Source organism: Chryseobacterium sp. SN22, from assembly GCF_008329705.1.
Classification (GTDB): domain Bacteria; phylum Bacteroidota; class Bacteroidia; order Flavobacteriales; family Weeksellaceae; genus Chryseobacterium.
Genome location: NZ_VTSX01000002.1, coordinates 45,931 through 63,047, shown reverse-complemented (window position 1 = coordinate 63,047; position 17,117 = coordinate 45,931). Strand labels below are relative to the sequence as shown.

At 39.4% G+C, this 17,117-nt stretch carries 17 protein-coding genes; 10 read left to right on the top strand and 7 right to left on the bottom strand.

Annotated features, from left to right (window positions below):
• Nucleotides 1-166: 166 nt before the first annotated feature.
• From FY557_RS01405 to FY557_RS01365, 9 genes are all read left to right on the top strand, one after another.
• Entirely contained in the window at nucleotides 167-2,098 is a 1,932-nt protein-coding gene (locus FY557_RS01405) for an LTA synthase family protein (RefSeq protein ID WP_149245509.1), read from the top strand.
• Between the two features lie 149 nt (nucleotides 2,099-2,247).
• Nucleotides 2,248-2,664 carry a DUF2147 domain-containing protein gene (locus FY557_RS01400; RefSeq protein WP_149245508.1) on the top strand — a complete coding sequence of 139 codons (417 nt, stop codon included), beginning with the start codon at nucleotides 2,248-2,250 and terminating at the stop codon, nucleotides 2,662-2,664.
• A gap of 114 nt (nucleotides 2,665-2,778) precedes the next feature.
• Entirely contained in the window at nucleotides 2,779-3,759 is a 981-nt protein-coding gene (locus tag FY557_RS01395; RefSeq protein WP_149245507.1) for a pyruvate dehydrogenase complex E1 component subunit beta, read from the top strand.
• A 122-nt stretch (nucleotides 3,760-3,881) separates the two neighbouring features.
• Nucleotides 3,882-5,876 carry a KUP/HAK/KT family potassium transporter gene (locus FY557_RS01390; RefSeq protein ID WP_149245506.1) on the top strand — a complete coding sequence of 665 codons (1,995 nt, stop codon included), beginning with the start codon at nucleotides 3,882-3,884 and terminating at the stop codon, nucleotides 5,874-5,876.
• 67 nt (nucleotides 5,877-5,943) lie between these two features.
• The gene (locus tag FY557_RS01385) at nucleotides 5,944-6,417 is read left to right on the top strand and encodes a Fur family transcriptional regulator (RefSeq protein ID WP_029294631.1); all 474 of its coding nucleotides are present in this window, start codon (nucleotides 5,944-5,946) and stop codon (nucleotides 6,415-6,417) included.
• Entirely contained in the window at nucleotides 6,398-8,170 is a 1,773-nt protein-coding gene (locus FY557_RS01380) for an OstA-like protein (protein ID WP_228451665.1), read from the top strand. The genes FY557_RS01385 and FY557_RS01380 overlap by 20 nt, the downstream gene beginning before the upstream one ends.
• 447 nt (nucleotides 8,171-8,617) lie before the next feature.
• The gene (locus tag FY557_RS01375) at nucleotides 8,618-9,793 is read left to right on the top strand and encodes an aspartate aminotransferase family protein (RefSeq protein WP_149245505.1); all 1,176 of its coding nucleotides are present in this window, start codon (nucleotides 8,618-8,620) and stop codon (nucleotides 9,791-9,793) included.
• A 185-nt stretch (nucleotides 9,794-9,978) separates the two neighbouring features.
• A complete protein-coding gene (locus tag FY557_RS01370) occupies nucleotides 9,979-10,365 on the top strand; it encodes an START-like domain-containing protein (protein ID WP_149245504.1) in 387 nt (128 codons plus the stop codon).
• A gap of 76 nt (nucleotides 10,366-10,441) precedes the next feature.
• A complete protein-coding gene (locus FY557_RS01365) occupies nucleotides 10,442-11,254 on the top strand; it encodes an aminotransferase class IV (protein ID WP_149245503.1) in 813 nt (270 codons plus the stop codon).
• A 67-nt stretch (nucleotides 11,255-11,321) separates the two neighbouring features.
• On the opposite strand, the gene FY557_RS01360 is transcribed toward FY557_RS01365, so the two are convergent.
• The 6 genes from FY557_RS01360 to FY557_RS01335 form a co-directional block, all read right to left on the bottom strand.
• Nucleotides 11,322-11,870, bottom strand: a complete 549-nt coding sequence (locus FY557_RS01360; protein ID WP_149245502.1) for an outer membrane beta-barrel protein — start codon at nucleotides 11,868-11,870, stop codon at nucleotides 11,322-11,324.
• Nucleotide 11,871: 1 nt separating this feature from the next.
• Nucleotides 11,872-12,426 carry an outer membrane beta-barrel protein gene (locus FY557_RS01355; protein ID WP_149245501.1) on the bottom strand — a complete coding sequence of 185 codons (555 nt, stop codon included), beginning with the start codon at nucleotides 12,424-12,426 and terminating at the stop codon, nucleotides 11,872-11,874.
• A 15-nt stretch (nucleotides 12,427-12,441) separates the two neighbouring features.
• Nucleotides 12,442-13,014, bottom strand: coding sequence for a PorT family protein (locus FY557_RS01350; protein WP_149245500.1), 573 nt, complete (start codon nucleotides 13,012-13,014; stop codon nucleotides 12,442-12,444).
• Nucleotides 13,001-14,194 carry a hypothetical protein gene (locus FY557_RS01345; protein ID WP_149245499.1) on the bottom strand — a complete coding sequence of 398 codons (1,194 nt, stop codon included), beginning with the start codon at nucleotides 14,192-14,194 and terminating at the stop codon, nucleotides 13,001-13,003. Before FY557_RS01345 ends, FY557_RS01350 begins: the two co-directional genes overlap by 14 nt.
• Nucleotides 14,195-14,455: 261 nt before the next feature.
• The gene (locus FY557_RS01340) at nucleotides 14,456-15,040 is read right to left on the bottom strand and encodes an N-acetylmuramoyl-L-alanine amidase (protein WP_149245498.1); all 585 of its coding nucleotides are present in this window, start codon (nucleotides 15,038-15,040) and stop codon (nucleotides 14,456-14,458) included.
• Between the two features lie 104 nt (nucleotides 15,041-15,144).
• Nucleotides 15,145-15,693 (bottom strand): YqgE/AlgH family protein, encoded by a 549-nt coding sequence (locus FY557_RS01335; RefSeq protein ID WP_149245497.1) that lies wholly within the window; start codon nucleotides 15,691-15,693, stop codon nucleotides 15,145-15,147.
• Nucleotides 15,694-15,717: 24 nt separating this feature from the next.
• On the opposite strand from FY557_RS01335, the gene pdxH reads away from it, so the two are divergent.
• A complete protein-coding gene (gene pdxH / locus FY557_RS01330; protein ID WP_149245496.1) occupies nucleotides 15,718-16,362 on the top strand; it encodes a pyridoxamine 5'-phosphate oxidase in 645 nt (214 codons plus the stop codon).
• A gap of 63 nt (nucleotides 16,363-16,425) precedes the next feature.
• On the opposite strand, the gene FY557_RS01325 is transcribed toward pdxH, so the two are convergent.
• Nucleotides 16,426-16,737 (bottom strand): HU family DNA-binding protein, encoded by a 312-nt coding sequence (locus tag FY557_RS01325; RefSeq protein ID WP_149245495.1) that lies wholly within the window; start codon nucleotides 16,735-16,737, stop codon nucleotides 16,426-16,428.
• Nucleotides 16,738-17,117 lie beyond the last annotated feature (380 nt).

The following is a 17,117-nucleotide window of genomic DNA, read 5'->3' as shown; positions in this document are numbered from 1 at the left end:
TAGAGATAGCCTGCTCCGTAAAATTTTTATTGACTATTATTCTCACAGCAGCTCATCAGATTATCCGGCTATACAATGCTGTCTTGTTTTATTATTGATCCTGAGAGCACTACATTGTTCCACTGTTATGTTAATAAACTGTTACATTAATTTGTAAATTTGCGTCATGAAATTGTTTAAAGAATTCAGAAAACAGGAAGTTCTTGTGCTTGTGTACCGGATCTTTCTGGCGTATTTTTTCTACCAGGTTGCAAGATTCCTGTTCTGGTTTTTCAACCGCGGGCTGATTAAAGTAGATTCCGTTTCAGAATATTTCAGCCTGGCATACCACGGCATTGCTTTCGATACAACGGCTATCCTATATGTCAATGCGCTGTTTATCCTGCTGAGTCTTATCCCGATTGTCGTTAATACAAAAAGAGGATATCAGAAATTTTTGTTCTGGCTGTATTTTATTACCAACGGGATTGCCTACGCTATGAATTTCGGAGATTTCGTATATTTCAAGTTTTCGCAGATGAGGCTTACTTCAGCAGTGCTTCAGGTTGCTAAACATGAAGACAATATATTCAGGGTTTTTATGGCTTCCATTATCCAGAATCCTTTTATCGTGTTCTGGTTTGTGGCTTTGATGGCGTTATGGGTATTCCTTTATAAAAAGGTAAAAGTAAATGAAAAGAAACCGGTAAAACTGGTTCCGTATTTCATCTGGTCTGTTCTTGTGCTTTGTCTCACGGCTGTTCTGGCCGTTGGCGGGATCCGCGGGGATTTCAGGCACAGTACGCGGCCGATTAACCTGGTGGATGCCAACCGGTTTGTAAAAGTGCCTGCCCAGGGAAATGTCGTTCTAAACAGTACGTTTTCCTTTTTAAGAACTTTAAATACCAATAATTTCAAGGAAGTTCATTTTGTTGATCAGCAATTTATTGATGAAAATATACACCCGTATAAATTGTACGAGCGGAATGTAGCGGATAAACCCAATATCGTCATCTTCATTGTGGAATCTTTCGGGAGGGAATATTCGGGTGCATTCAACAGGGATAAAAATATCAAAGATTACGTTTCCTATACGCCTTTTATAGACAGCCTGGCCAATGAGAGCCTGATCTTTCCGAATACTTTTGCGAACGGACGGCAGTCGATTCACGGGATGAGTTCGGTGCTGGCGGGAATTCCGAGCCTGACGGATGCTTTTACCAGTTCACCGTATTCCAACCAGAAAATCCAGTCCATTGTTTCGGTCTGCAACGATATGGGCTATGATACCTCTTTTTACCATGGCGCTCCCAACGGTTCAATGGGGTTTCTCGGTTTTGGGAACATTTTAGGGTTTAGACATTATTTCGGCAAAACGGAATACAACAACGACCAGGATTTCGATGGGATCTGGGCCATCTGGGATGAACCGTTTTTACAGTATTTTGCTAAAAATGTAGGAAGGAAGCAGCCGTTTATGTCCACCGTATTCACCGCTTCTTCGCATCATCCTTTTAAAATTCCTGAAAAATACAAAGGGAAATTTAAGAAAGGTAAAATCGTGATGCACGAACCGATTGAATATATGGATTATGCAGTTAAAAAGTATTTTGAAACGGCAAAGAAACAGCCCTGGTACAACAATACCATCTTTGTATTTACCGGAGACCATACCAACGAAATGTATTACCCTGAATATGAAAAAGCCATGAACCGGTTTGCCGTTCCGCTGATTTTTTACTCTCCGAATCCCGAATACCATTTAAAAGGGGTCAAGGAAGAATTAGCCCAGCAGATCGATATTTATCCTACGCTGGCCGATCTGATCGGGTATAATAAAAAAATAAGGAGCTGGGGAAGAAGTCTGGTCAGCGAAAAACAGTACCAGCCGGTTATTGCCAATTCCGACGGAACCGTAGAGCAGTTCATTATCGGAAATTACATCTACCGGTTTGACGGGAAGGAAACCGTCGGCATTTTCGATAAAAACGATCTGGGACTTGAGAAAAATCTCATATCGCAGCTGAAAGGAAATGCAGAGGCTGCCAGAGGTGAAAAAACAGCCAAAGCCTGGTATCAGGATTATATGGACCGGGTTATCAACCGGAAACTGCATTAAGTAAAATAACAGCGATATTCTTATTTTTTTGGAATATCCTTTGTAATATATGCCCCGTATAATAAAATTTTTTGCAGTCTTGAAATTAATTTATATTTTTAGCAATAGATAGAATTGAAAATAACGTACTAAAATTAAAAGATTAGAATATGAAAAAATTATTGTTAACCTTCGCCCTGTCATTGTTCGGTGTAATGACCTTTGCACAGATCGAAGGAAAATGGAAAACCATAGATGACGAAACAAAACAGGCAAAATCCATTGTTGAAATCTATAAAAAAGGAGACCAGTATTACGGGAAAATATCTCAGTTGCTGGTTAAGCCCGCCAATCCTAACTGTACGGAGTGCAAAGACGACCGTAAGAACAGGCCGATCCTTGGAATGGAGATCATCAGGGGCCTGAAAAAGGACGGTAGCGAATTTACAGACGGAACCATTACGGATCCTAAAACCGGCAAAACCTACAAATGTACCATCAAAAGGGAAGGGGATAAGCTGAATGTAAGAGGGTATCTGGGGATCTCTGCTTTTGGAAGAACACAGACCTGGCAGAAAGTTAACTAACCTGATCAGGATTAATTACAATGAATATGCGGCATTTCATCAAATGAAATGTCGTTTTTTTTATGTAAATAATAAAAAAACATTACTTTTGTACTCTAAATTTTTCAAATAAATATGGCAGAATATACTTTTCGTGAGGTAATTGCACAGGCAATGAGCGAGGAAATGCGTAAAGACGAATCCATCTTTTTAATGGGGGAGGAAGTCGCAGAATACAATGGTGCATATAAGGCTTCAAAAGGGATGCTTGATGAATTTGGTCCTGAAAGAGTAATTGATACTCCGATCGCCGAACTTGGTTTTACAGGGATTGCTGTAGGTGCGGCGATGAATGGAAACAGACCAATTGTAGAGTATATGACCTTCAATTTCTCATTGGTAGGGATCGACCAGATTATCAACAATGCGGCGAAGATTCGCCAGATGAGCGGCGGACAGTGGAACTGCCCGATTGTTTTCCGTGGTCCTACTGCTTCTGCAGGACAGTTGGGAGCTACCCACTCCCAGGCGTTCGAAAACTGGTTTGCCAACATTCCGGGGCTTAAAGTAGTGGTTCCTTCAAACCCTTATGATGCGAAAGGATTATTAAAAACAGCCATTCAGGATAATGATCCGGTAATTTTCATGGAATCCGAGCAGATGTACGGAGACAAAATGGAAATTCCTGAAGAAGAATATTACCTGCCGATAGGAAAGGCGGATATTAAAAAAGAAGGTACCGACGTAACATTGGTTTCTTTCGGAAAAATCATGAAGCTGGCGATTCAGGCTGCTGAAGATATGGAAAAAGAAGGGGTTTCTGTAGAAGTAATTGATCTTAGAACGGTTCGTCCGCTGGATTATGATACGGTTTTGGCATCTGTTAAAAAGACCAACAGACTGGTTATTCTTGAAGAGGCGTGGCCGTTTGGTTCTGTAGCTTCCGAAATTACCTATATGGTACAGCAGAAAGCATTCGATTATCTGGATGCTCCAATCAAGAGAATTACAACACCTGATGCTCCGGCTCCTTACTCGGCTGCTTTATTTGCAGAGTGGTTCCCTAAACTTGAAAAAGTAAAAGAGGAAATTAAAAAAGCAATGTACGTTAAGTAACAAAACAATTATAGAGAAAAACTTCCGAAAGGAAGTTTTTTCATTTATTATATTCATGAAGAAAAGTTCATGGGATTATAATTTTCACTTAAATTTGCGCGTTTAAAAATTAAATTAGCTGTATGGCAGAAGTTGCAGAAAGCGGTCATCATTTTGACATTAAGAAGCTTTCTTTCATTGGAATTTTAGTTTCTCTCGGAATCGTTTTCGGAGACATCGGTACTTCACCGCTTTACGTAATGAAAGCCATTGTAAACGCCAGAGAAAGCGGAAGTACGATGCCTTTCAATGAGTATATCGAAGGTGCGCTTTCCTGTATCATCTGGACCCTGACACTTCAGACCACTATCAAGTATGTGATTATTGCACTGAGGGCGGACAACAAAGGGGAAGGAGGAATTCTGGCTTTATTTTCTCTTGTTAAAAATCTAAAAAAAGGCTGGCTGTACCTGATTGCTATTATCGGAGCGGCAGCATTGATTGCCGATGGTGTAATAACGCCTTCCCTTACGGTAATGTCGGCCATCGAAGGTCTTGAAATATATAATCCACATACTCCGGTAGTACCGATTACCATCGGGATTCTCATTGTTATTTTCGTAGTGCAGCAGTTCGGCACCAGCTTTATTGGTAAGTTCTTCGGGCCGGTCATGGTGATCTGGTTTCTGGTATTGGGAGGCCTGGGAGTATCACATCTGAGCGAAAACATCGAAATTTTAAGATCATTCAACCCTTACTATGCTTATAAGCTGATTGTCAACTCACCGAGTGCCATTGTTATTTTGGGAGCGGTTTTCCTTTGTACGACCGGAGCGGAAGCTCTTTATTCCGATCTTGGACACTGCGGGGCAAAAAACATCAGGGTAAGCTGGGCATTTGTGAAAATCATGCTGATCCTGAACTATCTGGGACAGGGGGCTTGGCTTTTAACCAATTACGAAAAACCCGGATTTTCTGCTGTAAATCCTTTCTTCGGCATTATGGAAGAATGGATGGTGGTTCCGGGGGTTATTATGGCAACGGCAGCCGCAATTATTGCCAGTCAGGCATTGATTACGGGATCTTTTACCATTTTCTCCGAAGCCATGTCTCTCAATATGTGGCCTAACCAAAAGATCGATTATCCTTCCGGGGTAAAAGGGCAGATGTATATCCCAAGGATTAACTGGGGGCTTTTGCTGTTCTGCATCATCGTGGTGTTGCATTTTAGGGAGTCCGGTAAAATGGAGGCCGCTTACGGATTGTCCATCACCGTAACGATGCTGATGACGACCGTACTTTTAGTGTATTGGCTATTGAAACGAAGGGTAAACAAATTTTTTATATTGGTATTTGCGCTGGTCTATATGGCCATCGAGTTGGGCTTCTTCAGTGCGAATGTGATCAAATTCATGGAAGGAGGATGGATCACAGTAGTATTGGCAGGTTCTATCGGAGTATGTATGTACGCCTGGTATAACGGAAGGCTGATTAAGACAAAATTCATCAAATTCATCAAGCTTGATAAATACATCCCGATCATTAAAGACATGAAGCTGGATGAGACCATTCCGAAATATGCAACCAATTTAGCTTACCTGAGCCGTGCGAAAAGGAATGACGAAATCGAATCCAAGATTATTTATTCCATCATCAAAAAGCAGCCGAAGAGAGCGGATCATTATTTTATCCTGAATATTGTCAACCAGGAGGATCCGTACACTTTCAAATATGTAGTCGATGAAGTTTTACCGGGAACGATCTATAAGATTAATTTCATGCTTGGATTTAAGATCGACCGCAGGATCAACGATTATTTCGACATGGTTCTAAGGGATCTGATGGCGGACGGAACCATTCCTTCCCGAAGCAGCCACCCTTCACTGAGAGCCCACAACATTCCGCCGGATCTGAAGTATGTTATCATAGATAACACCTATATCAACGATATCCTTCTTACCGTAAAAGAAAAAATTATCTTAAATATCTATAATTTTGTTAAGTATATCGGTAGCGACGATTTTAAGGCCTGGGGGGTAACTTCCCATAATGTAGTGGTGGAATCTGCGCCTATGACGGAAGACTGTGTAGGAAAGTCAAAAATCCAGCAGTGCGATTTTATCCGCCACAACAGTTAAATTCTTTAACACAGGCAGACCGTAAGTATTTAAATAAAAATCAATAAATTTGTACATAAATTTTTTGATGGATACGATACAGAAAGAAAAAAATATCGCACTTATAAAGGACGTTCTCAGAAACTACCTGTTGGAAAAGGGTTTCCGGAATACGCCTGAAAGATATACTATTTTAGAGGAAATTTACAGTATGGATCATCACTTCAATGTGGATGATCTGTACCTGTTGATGCTGCAGAAAAAATACCATGTTTCCAAAGCTACCATTTACAATACCATTGAAATCTTCCTGGATGCGGGGCTGATCCGTAAACATCAGTTCGGGGAAAAAACGCTGACCTCTTCATCTTACGAAAAATCCTATTTTGATAAGCAGCATGACCACCTGGTGATCTATAAAAAAGATTCCGATAAGGAAATTGAAGAGATCATTGAGTTTTGTGATCCGAGGATCCAGGGGATTAAAGAAGCCATTGAAGAAGCATTCGGGGTGAAAATTGATTCTCATTCGCTGTATTTTTATGGCACTAAGAATGACTAATCCGTCCCTGCCGGTAAAGCTGATATTTCTTGTATTAGCCCTTGTTTCAACGTTTGTCTTTTCACAGGAACAGCAGAAGCCATTCCAGAAAGATCCTTATTTCACGCCTAAAGCACCGCAGAAGAATGCTCCGCCCGCAGAAAAGGTGAAGCATATCCACTCCGATGAATTACGGAAAGATGAGAAATATGAGGGGAATAATTATTTTGTCGGAAATGTGCAGTTTTCTCATCAGGGTTCTTTGCTGAATGCCGATCTCGTGATTGTTTATGAAGAGCAGAATTTCATTAAAGCCATCGGTAATGTAAAGCTCCAGAATGCAGACGGCTCCGTAATCACTGCGGATGAAATGGAGTATGACGGAAATACGCAAAAAGGAATTGCCCGGAAGAACGTCGTGCTTACCGATCCTAAAGGAACGGTAATCAAAACAGAAACCATGTATTACGACAGGGTTTCAAACCAGGCCTATTACAATACCGGAGGTACGATTAATGACGGCAAAAGTACCACGTACTCAAAATCCGGAACCTATTACCTTGCGACCAGGACGATTGACCTTACCGGACGGGTAAAGATTGAAGACAACCAGTATGTTCTGGAAGGAGACAATGTGGTGCAGAATCAGAATACCAATATCGTCAACATCAATGGTCCGACGACGATTGTCAACAAAAAGAATCCTAAGAACCGGATCGTTACCGACAAAGGAAACTACAATACGAACACCAAGGAAGCTTTTCTCTATAAGAACTCCAGGGTGTATTATAACGATAAGATCCTCACCGGTGATGAAATGTACTATAACCAGCTGACCGGTTTCGGAAAGGCTACAGGAAATGTTACGCTGGATGATCCTAACGAAAGAAGATGGATCAAAGGCGGCTACGGGGAAATTTTTGAAAAGAAGGATTCCGCGATGATGACCAAAAATCCGTATGCTGTGAAAGCTTTGGAGAAAGATTCCATGTATTTTGCTGCGGAAAAAATCATCTCTTTCCAGCGTCCGGATTCGGCAGATATCAAAGTGAAGAAAAGTTTCTTAAGGGCATTCCGTAAAGGAAGATTTTACAAATCGAATGCACAGGGGAGAGCGGATTCTATCGCATTTAATGAAACGGACGGTGTCCTTCATATGTACACGAAGCCTATTCTGTGGAGCAACGGAAAACAGGTGACAGGAGACAAAGTAGAAGCTTACTTCAATACCCAGAATGAAAACATCGACTCTTTAAAAGTAATCGGAAATGCTTTTGCCATCAGCAAGGTAGATTCGCTGAATCTGAAAGATGAATTCAACCAGGTAAAAGGAAAACTCATGACGGTATATTATGGTGCCGACAATAACATTAAGGAAGCTAAGGTGATCGGAAATGCACAGGCCATATCCTATTCGGATGATGAAAACAGGCAGACCGGAGAAAAGGAGAGGATAGGGATTTCTCTTACCTCATGCGGAATTATTGATGCGGTCTTCGAGGAAAAACTGCTTTACGTGGTGGAATGTAATATCGGTGCCACCTCGGATACCTATCCGATGAGCATGATCGAACCGGAAAAAAGGAAGTTCCCGGATTTCAACTGGAATACCAAAGACCGCATTCTCAAGTGGCAGGATATTCTCGTCGATACCCCGAATTACGAAGAAATAAAATACGAATCCGACAATACGTTGTACAATAAAGCGCAGGAAGCGGTAGAAAAAGAAAAGGCTAAAGAGGAAGCCAAAAAGCCGAAACGTACCCGGAGATAATTCGTTTTTTACAGATCAATCATAAAAAATACATCAGCTCACCATTTCTTTAGAGGAAATGGTGAGTTATTTTTATGAAATTCCTGTGAGAATACCTTTTTAGAATGCATTTTTAAGTTTAAATCAAAAAAAATATTGATCCATTTATTCAAAAACCGGTGAAGGGAAAAACCTCACTGCATGAGGCTTTTAAGATTGTATAATTCTCATTATATTTTGAATTGTAGCGAAATATCGGTAGGGAGCTAAAATATTTCCTGCCGAATGTATATATTTATCCGGGTTTTTATGTATATTTATCATAGAAATATATAAATCTATATTAATATTTTGTGATTTGGTGTATCGCTTACAAGTTTCATTGTAAGCGATTTTTTTATTCTATCGGGATTATTTCTGCATCTGCCGAATGTTTTTTAGCTTTGCTGAAATTTTCAGGAAATAAAAATGCAAAAAGATTTTTTTACCTATCAGGCCCAGACGACACAATTTGCTGCGGGTTTTGAAGTGGAGCGGGCAGAAGGAAGCTATATTTACGGTAAAGACGGAAGAAGATACCTGGATTTCGTTGCAGGCGTTTCGGCAAATACATTGGGGCACTCGCATCCTAAAGTTGTTGAAGCGATCAAGGAACAGGCAGAAAAATACCTTCACGTCATGGTGTACGGAGAATATGCACAGGAAAAGCCGGTGGCACTGTGCAGACTGCTGGCGGAAGCGACTCCCGATCCGCTGGAAATTACCTACCTGGTAAACAGCGGGGCAGAAGCCATCGACGGAAGCTTAAAGCTCGCCAAAAGATACACCGGAAGGGAAGAGATCGTCTCCTTTAAAAATTCTTACCACGGGAATACGCATGGTGCCCTAAGTGTTTCAGGAAACGAATTTCATAAAAGGGAATTCCGGCCTTTGCTGCCGATGGTTTCCTTTATCGAATTTAATAACGAAAAAGATTTCGATAAGATCACGGAAAAAACAGCCTGTGTACTGATGGAAACGATTCAGGGAGCGGCCGGTTTCCTGGTTCCGGATAAGGACTATTTGATCAGATTAAAAAAGAGATGTGAAGAAGTAGGTGCTTTGCTGATTCTTGACGAAATACAGCCGGGATTCGGAAGGACCGGAAAACTGTTTTCCTTTGAGCATTTCGGTATGGTCCCGGATATTCTGGTCATGGGAAAAGGAATGGGCGGAGGCGTGCCGGTAGGTGCCTTTATGAGCTCACGGAAAATTATGGAAACTTTATCCCATTCTCCGAAGCTGGGGCACATTACCACATTCGGAGGAAATCCGCTGATCGCCGCGTCCAGCCATGCGACTTTAAAAGAAGTACTGGAAAGCGGATTAATGAATGAAGTGGATGAAAAGGAACAATTGTACAGAACACTGCTGGCTCATCCCAAAATTAAAAACATCAACGGCAAAGGCCTGATGCTGGCGGTAAATCTCGGATCCCCGGAATATACCCTGGATGTTGCCAAAAAATGTATGGATAAAGGACTGATTGTCTTCTGGCAGCTGTACCGGAATGAATATTTACGGATCTCCCCGCCGCTGACGATCTCGAAAGAAGAGATTGAAGAAGGCTGTAAGATCATTATTGAAGTACTCAACGAAAATTAAATGAAAACGCTTCGCAGAGAGGCGTTTTTTATGTAAGGCCCTGAAGAAATTCTCAGGGATTTGGTATTAAACACTTATTTAAAAATCGCTGACAAATATCATGAAGATTGTTTAAAAAAATAAATACATTTTTGTGTAATAAAAAAATTAATTTATATATTGCGGGACGATTAAAACAAAGATATATGGCGAAACATAAAGTCCATTACGAATATCCAATGCACTGTTTGTCAGAGATTCTGTATGAATATCTGGCCACGGCAGAAGGGTTGTCTGAATGGTTTGCGGATGAGGTAACAGAGAAAGGGGACGACTTTTTTTTCAGCTGGGGCGGAGGTCCTGCTGAGAAGGCAACTTTGATTAGATATAAGCCTGAGGGGTTTGTGCGTTTCCGGTGGGAAGAAGATGAAGGGACGAAAAATTTCTTTGAAATGACGATCACCATTGATGACATCACCGAAGACCTTTCCCTGAATATTACCGATTTCTGTGAAGAAGGTGACGAAAATGAAAACGCCTTGTATTGGGATAACCTTATTGAAAACCTTAGAATTAAATTAGGTGCTGCCTAAACGTAGGCTGTACTGCATGATAAAACTGATGAACGATTTATCGTTCATTATTTTTTTATAAACAAATCAGAGACAAGTGGAAAATCAATATTTTACATCAGACGAAATAGCGGCAGGAAACAGGGCTTTCCTTTCCGGAGATACGGTGAAGGTTTCCTTTTTTATCAGGGACGGTAATCTGATTATGGATGAAGAATGCTATTTCTTCCTGATGGCTTCCATGCGGAAAATGAGGCTGAACATCCCTCTGGGTTATACCCTGGAATTTTTCCAGTCGCTTTTCAGGAAAGAGGTAATCGATGGAAAAGGCATTAGAAACGGAATCATCAATTTTCAGGTATTCCGTAATTCGGATGGCATTACCCTTTCAAAGTCTTCGGTTTCCTACCTTTACGACATCACTGAGAAAGTAGATGTGCTTGCTGTCCATGAAAGAGCACTGGAACTGGATCTGATTAAGGAAATTAACGTAAATAATAACCTTTTAAGCAATATCCGCGTTCACAGTCCGGAAAATATTTACGGATCGATTTATGCCCAGGAAAATGATCTGGATGATGTCATTCTTCTCAACCCGAATAAAAGGATCGCCCGCACAACTACCGGGAACCTTCTGTTTCTGGAAGGTGATGTCATCAAAGTCCCGAAACAGACGGAGGGTGCTTACATTTCGCCCTTAATGGAAAACTTTGTGACCTTTCTGCACAAGAACAATCTGGCCGATATCCAGGAACATGAGATCATTGCTTTTGAATCCCAGAAAGCTGAAGAGATCCTGCTGATCTCCGATGAAAAAGGAATCTATTCCGTTGGTAAGATCAGGAATAAAACCTTTGGCAATACCCGTTTTAAAGAACTGACGGAAAGCTGGAGAAACAGTTTTTTATAACAAAGAGATTTTACATAACGATTCAATATAAAACCCGGCCTGATTTAGGTCGGGTTTATATTTTATATCAGAAAAAGTAAATAATGCCTACTCTGTAAACATCCCTTTTTGCTTGATAATAGGTTAATATTAATTGATCAAACTGTTTGGTAAACCCTTTTGAAAAGCTTCCTTCCAAAATAAAATGATTTGATACTCTATAGTTTAATCCTATATCTCCGCTGATACCAAACCTTCTGCGGAAATAATAAAAATTATTATACTGCTCATCCGGAATATAATTAAGTTTTGGACCTATTATAAATGAAAATTTTCTGTAAAAATTATACTTATAATATATAGGTAATTCAACGAAAGTCACTGATTCCGTATATGAAACAGTAGGAGCTGCCTGCAAATATGATGTCTTGGAAATTTGCTTTTCCAGCACAAAACCGGCGTATGCTTCATCAATAACATCACTTAGATAGCCTGATGATTCACCGTCTTCATCTACTGCATTTACGTTGGAATAGTTCCAGCCTGCTTTTATACCATATTTTAATGGATATTTTTGAAAATAGGTGAAAACAGCTAGAAGAAAAAATATTGCAATGAAAGATTTAGAAAAACTCATTTTAATTAATAAAATAAATTAATCCAATTCTGTAAACATCCCGGCGAGCGTGATAATAAGTTAACACCAGATCATCATACTGTTTGGTAAACCCTTTTGAAAAGCTTCCTTCCAAAATAAAATGATTTGATACTTTATAGTTTAATCCTATATCTCCGCTGATGCCGAATCTTCTTCTGAAGTAATAAGGCTGGCTCTCTTCGCTGTCAGGAATATAATTCAGTTTCGGACCTGCTACTAAAGAGAATCTTTTGTAAAAATTGTATTTATAATACACGGGAAGTTCTAAAAATGTAACCCGATCAGTGAAAGAAATTAATAAGTTTGATTGAACGTAGGACTTTTCGGAGATTTGCTTTTCCACCACAAAACCTGCATAAGCTTCATCAATAATATCGCTTAGATATCCGGAAGGTTCATTCTTCTCATCTACTGCATTTACGTTGGAGTAGTTCCAGCCTGCTGTTATCCCGTATTTCATAGGATATTTCTGAGAATAAGTGAAAGCGGCTATAAGTAAAAATAATGCAGTCAGGTAAGATTTGGAAGAGTTCATATTTTCTGAAAAATTTTAATTTATCAAATAAATTAATCCAATTCTATAAACATCCCGCTGGGCGTGATAGTAACTAAGTAGTAAATCATCATATTGCTTTGTAAATCCTTTTGAAAAGATTCCCTCTATAATAAAATGTTTTGAAATTTTATAATTCATCCCTATATCTCCGCTCATACCAAATCTTTTACGGAAATAATATGGCTGGCTTTCCTCACTGTCAGGAATATAATTAAATTTTGGACCGATAATTATAGATAAATTATTGTAAATGTCAGCTTTATAATAAATAGGCATTTCCAGGAAAGTTATTGCGTCTGTATAGGAAATAACAAATCCGGATTGGATATATGATTTTTTTGTGATTTGTTTTTCCAAAGCTATCCCGCCATAAAGTTCTCCTCCATTGCTTAGATAGCCTGATGGTTCGCTATTTTCGTCTACTGCATTTACATTGGAGTAGTTCCAGCCTGCTTTTATACCATACTTTACTGGATATTTTTGGGAATAAGTAAAAATGGTAAATAGGAAAAACAAAACATTGAGGAACCTGCCCTCAATGTTTTTATTGATATTAATACACTTCATTTTGATAAGAATTTCCTTCCTGTTTATGAACACTGAAAAATACGTTTTGTTTCACAGCAACATCACCAATGATGTATTCTCTTTTCTTCACTTTCTTCCTTCTTTTTTCTTTACCGGTTAATTGTTCGTTACCATAATCATTACACTGATAAGCTGTTGCCGTTTTTCCGTAATAACCTGTAAAGATCGTTGCTCTAAATGTTTTCCATTTTCCTTTTTTCTTTCTGTATGATCTTGTATAAGTTTTCATTAGTGTATTTCCTGTTGCATTAGGAAAATGAGTGTCTTTAAACTTATGCTTCCATCGAATCTTTCTTTCAGAGCTAAACAAATGTTCACCTTTATCCTTAATCTCACTATGGCAATAACCGCCTTGTGGAGTAGAAACAGTAGCAACAATGGTTACGCCAGAATCTTTATAAGGTTCTACGGCTTGGGACACCTGACCTTGAGTGGCTCCGCCGATGTTAATCGGCTGTTGGGTTGGATTGGTAATGCTGTTTAAGGCAGTCAGAATATCAGTCGCTGTTCCGATATCATTGATAGGAAAACTTGCATATCCCCAATCATATCTTTTATAAAGCGTATAACCGTTTTTACAGTCACCAACAATAAATTCGGCACCTAAACTTAACAATGCCCTTTCTGTTTCATCATCGATGTAATATTCATCAGGAGCGGTATTTAAATCCCAGGCTCCATCAACCTGCTGATCCACCCACGCATTATCCAGTTCTGCCAAGTGTTGCCTAAGCGAACAAAAATGCATATCTTTTTCAAAATCAATTAGCGGCTGATTTTCATCAAAACCCACTGATTCGGCATAATCATCTGCTTCTTCGTCCGTCATACCGGCCGTTTGCTGATCAAAAGCATCATTATAATCTTCAATCTGCTGATCTAATTTTACAATAGCAGTTTCGTAATCCTGCAATGTAGGAAATATTAAGATGTTATTCTGGCATGAAGTCGTGAGACTGTTGTCTAGATTTACAGCCTTTATACCGGGAATGACAGTACTTGCTGTAGAATTCTCAAAAAAATCACAAACGGATTCACGTCCTTTAGCTGATGTTTTTGCATTTGAATTGGAATTTGTTTCAGAGTCAAATTCTCTTTCCGAAGAACAGGAGTAAATTAATGAGCTGGCTATCAGGCTCATGATTAGAGTTTTTTTCATTGTTATTAAATTTTAACGGGACAAAAATATGTAAATTTTTGTGGTACCACAAAATTATTGAGGGATAAATTATTAATTTTTTAATCCCATGCTATACTAAAAATGGAGTTATTCGTTCTAATAAATATTTTGCAAGATACTTTCCAGACAATAAAAAATTCTAAATCAGTTAGATATATCACTCTAAATTGACAAACCCGGTAAACAACCTATTTCAGTCCTTTACCGGGTTTTATTCTGAACGGGTCAGAATTTGTATCTTTAATATTCTTTAAAAACTTCTGTGAATTTCTGTGCAATTTCCTTCTGGCCTTTTTCGCTGGTCAGGTACTCGCGGTCTTTTGTGCTGTTGATAAAACCCAGTTCTACCAGTACCGTAGGAGCTTTGGACGCTCTTAAGATATGAAGGTTTCTTTCTCCAACGATCGGGCATGGATTGAATTTTCGGGAAATTTTTTCAGCAAGTTTCCGGGAAGCTTCTGTATTCTGGATGAAAATTTCCTGTCCGGACCTTTCGGATTCTTCATGGGGACTGCTGTTCATGTGCAGCGAAATAACCATTTCCGGATTCAGTTTGTTGATAACTGCCGTGCGGTCGCTCAGCGGGATGTCGGTGTCATGATCCCGGGTCAGGATCACTTCATATTTATTTTGAGCCGTATTGAATTTCTGGATTTCTTTACCAATAATAAGAACGATATTTTTTTCGTATATGCCGTTTCTGTTGCTTCCCATATCAGTTCCGCCATGGCCGGCGTCGATAACGATCAGTTTTTTATTTTCGGGAGTAAAAGATAAGAATGCTGCTGAAAAAACGGATAAAGCCAAGAGTTTTATTCCTTTCATATCGCCTGGATTTTGGTTTAACAAATAACGGGAATTTCAACCTTAAACTTTGTTAATGGATTCCTAAAATTTGTTAAATTTTTATACAGCTTATAAAGATCTTTTTAGTTCAGTGAAATATCTTCAGGCGAATTGGCCCAAAGCAGGAATTCTCCACCCAGGTTCTGCATGATGGATTTCCATAAGGTCTGGTCGTTCGGCAGGGTATAATCGAGGTTGTAAACATCTACTACCGTCCACACTTTCCGCTGGATTTCACCGTCCAGCTGCAACGCCGTCCAGCCGGAATAGCCTGAGAATATTTTCACATTGTTGATGTCCAGTTCTCCGTTTAAAACGGCACTGATGATGTTTTCGATATCTTCCGTGAGGTAAAATTCAGGGGTGATTTCAGTATAGGCTTCCGTTACCTTTTTTCCTTTTACAATAAAGAAAACCTTGTCGTTTTCTACAGGTCCGCCGTCATATACTTCGATTTTAAAATCAAAGAAATCTTTGAATTTACTGCTCATCTGGCCGTTTTTCTTATTCAGTATCAAACCAAAAGCACCATTCTCGTTATGCTCTACAACGAGGACTACCGATCGGGAAAAAATATCGCCGGAAATGTCAGGTGTGGAAATTAATATTTTACCTTTGTAAGAGTAATTCATACTCAAATTTAATAAAAAATATTTATGGAAAACCTGCACGATAAAAGAAAAGTGTATGATAAATCCCAACTTATTGAAAGTGAGATAAAACAGAACCCCATTGAGCAGTTTCGGGATTGGTATATGGAAGCCGGTGAAAACCCGAGCATTTCCGAAGCCAATGCCATGGCGGTTTCTACAATAGAGGAAGACGGCTGCCCGCGGTCCCGGATGGTTTTGCTGAAAGCGTATACGCATGAAGGATTCGTTTTTTATACCAATTACGACAGCAGGAAAGGACGAGCCATAGAGAAAACCCATAAAGCCTGTCTTCACTTTTTCTGGCCGGGCCTTGAGCGGCAAATCGTCATCAAGGCAGATCTGGAACGCATTGCGGAAAATCTTAGCGACGGCTATTTCCATTCGCGTCCAAAAGGAAGCCAACTGGGCGCAGCCGTTTCTCCGCAGAGCCGTGAAATCCCCAACCGCAGCTTTCTGGAAGAGAAGCTGAAGGAACTGGAACAGAAATATGAGCATACGGAAGTGCCGAGACCTGAAAGCTGGGGAGGCTATATCGCAAAACCTTATGAGATTGAATTCTGGCAGGGCAGGCCCAACCGCCTTCACGACCGGATCGTTTATACATTAACAGAAGATTTCGACTGGAAAATCTCAAGGCTGGCACCCTAAGCCATCAATACAAATAAAAAAACCTCATCGCCGGATGAGGTTTATTTTTGTAATCTGAGTCGATTATTTTTTCTTTTTACCTGTAGCAGGCGCATTAGCAGAAGCTACGGCCGCTGAAAGATCAGCACCTGCCTTGAATTTAGCAACCGTTTTTGCTTCGATGTTAATCGGCTTTTTGGTTGCAGGGTTGATCCCCTGTCTTGCGGCTCTCTCAGCTACAGAGAAAGTCCCGAATCCTACCAAAGAAACTTTTCCGTCTTTTTTCTTTAAAGTAGTCATTACGTTGTTGATGAATGATTCTAAAGCTGCTTTGGCTGCCACTTTGCTAATCCCTGCATCTTTTGCGATTGCGTCGATTAATTCAGACTTGTTCATAATTTTTATTATTAAAGTTAGTTCGTTATTATAGCAAATATAATACTATTTTGTAAATGTGCAATTTTATTGCGAAAAAATAAATAATATTTTTAATTTTTAGTAAAATTGATTAAAATATGATAATTCCATATTTTACGGAAAATCTACGTTACCCGTTGCTAAAATCATGCCAATGGCTTATGTGTATTGACTTTACTAAAATTTGTAATTTGGTTTTGATATTTATTAAATCCTAAATTTGATATCAAGAATTAATGCTTTTAAGGATATGTTTATAAATTTGGTAAGTAAAATCTTTAAAAATTATATTTAAAGAAATTAAGATGCTGTGTATCTGTTAGTTTTAAATTCATTTTAAAAGTCGTTTTTGTAAATTA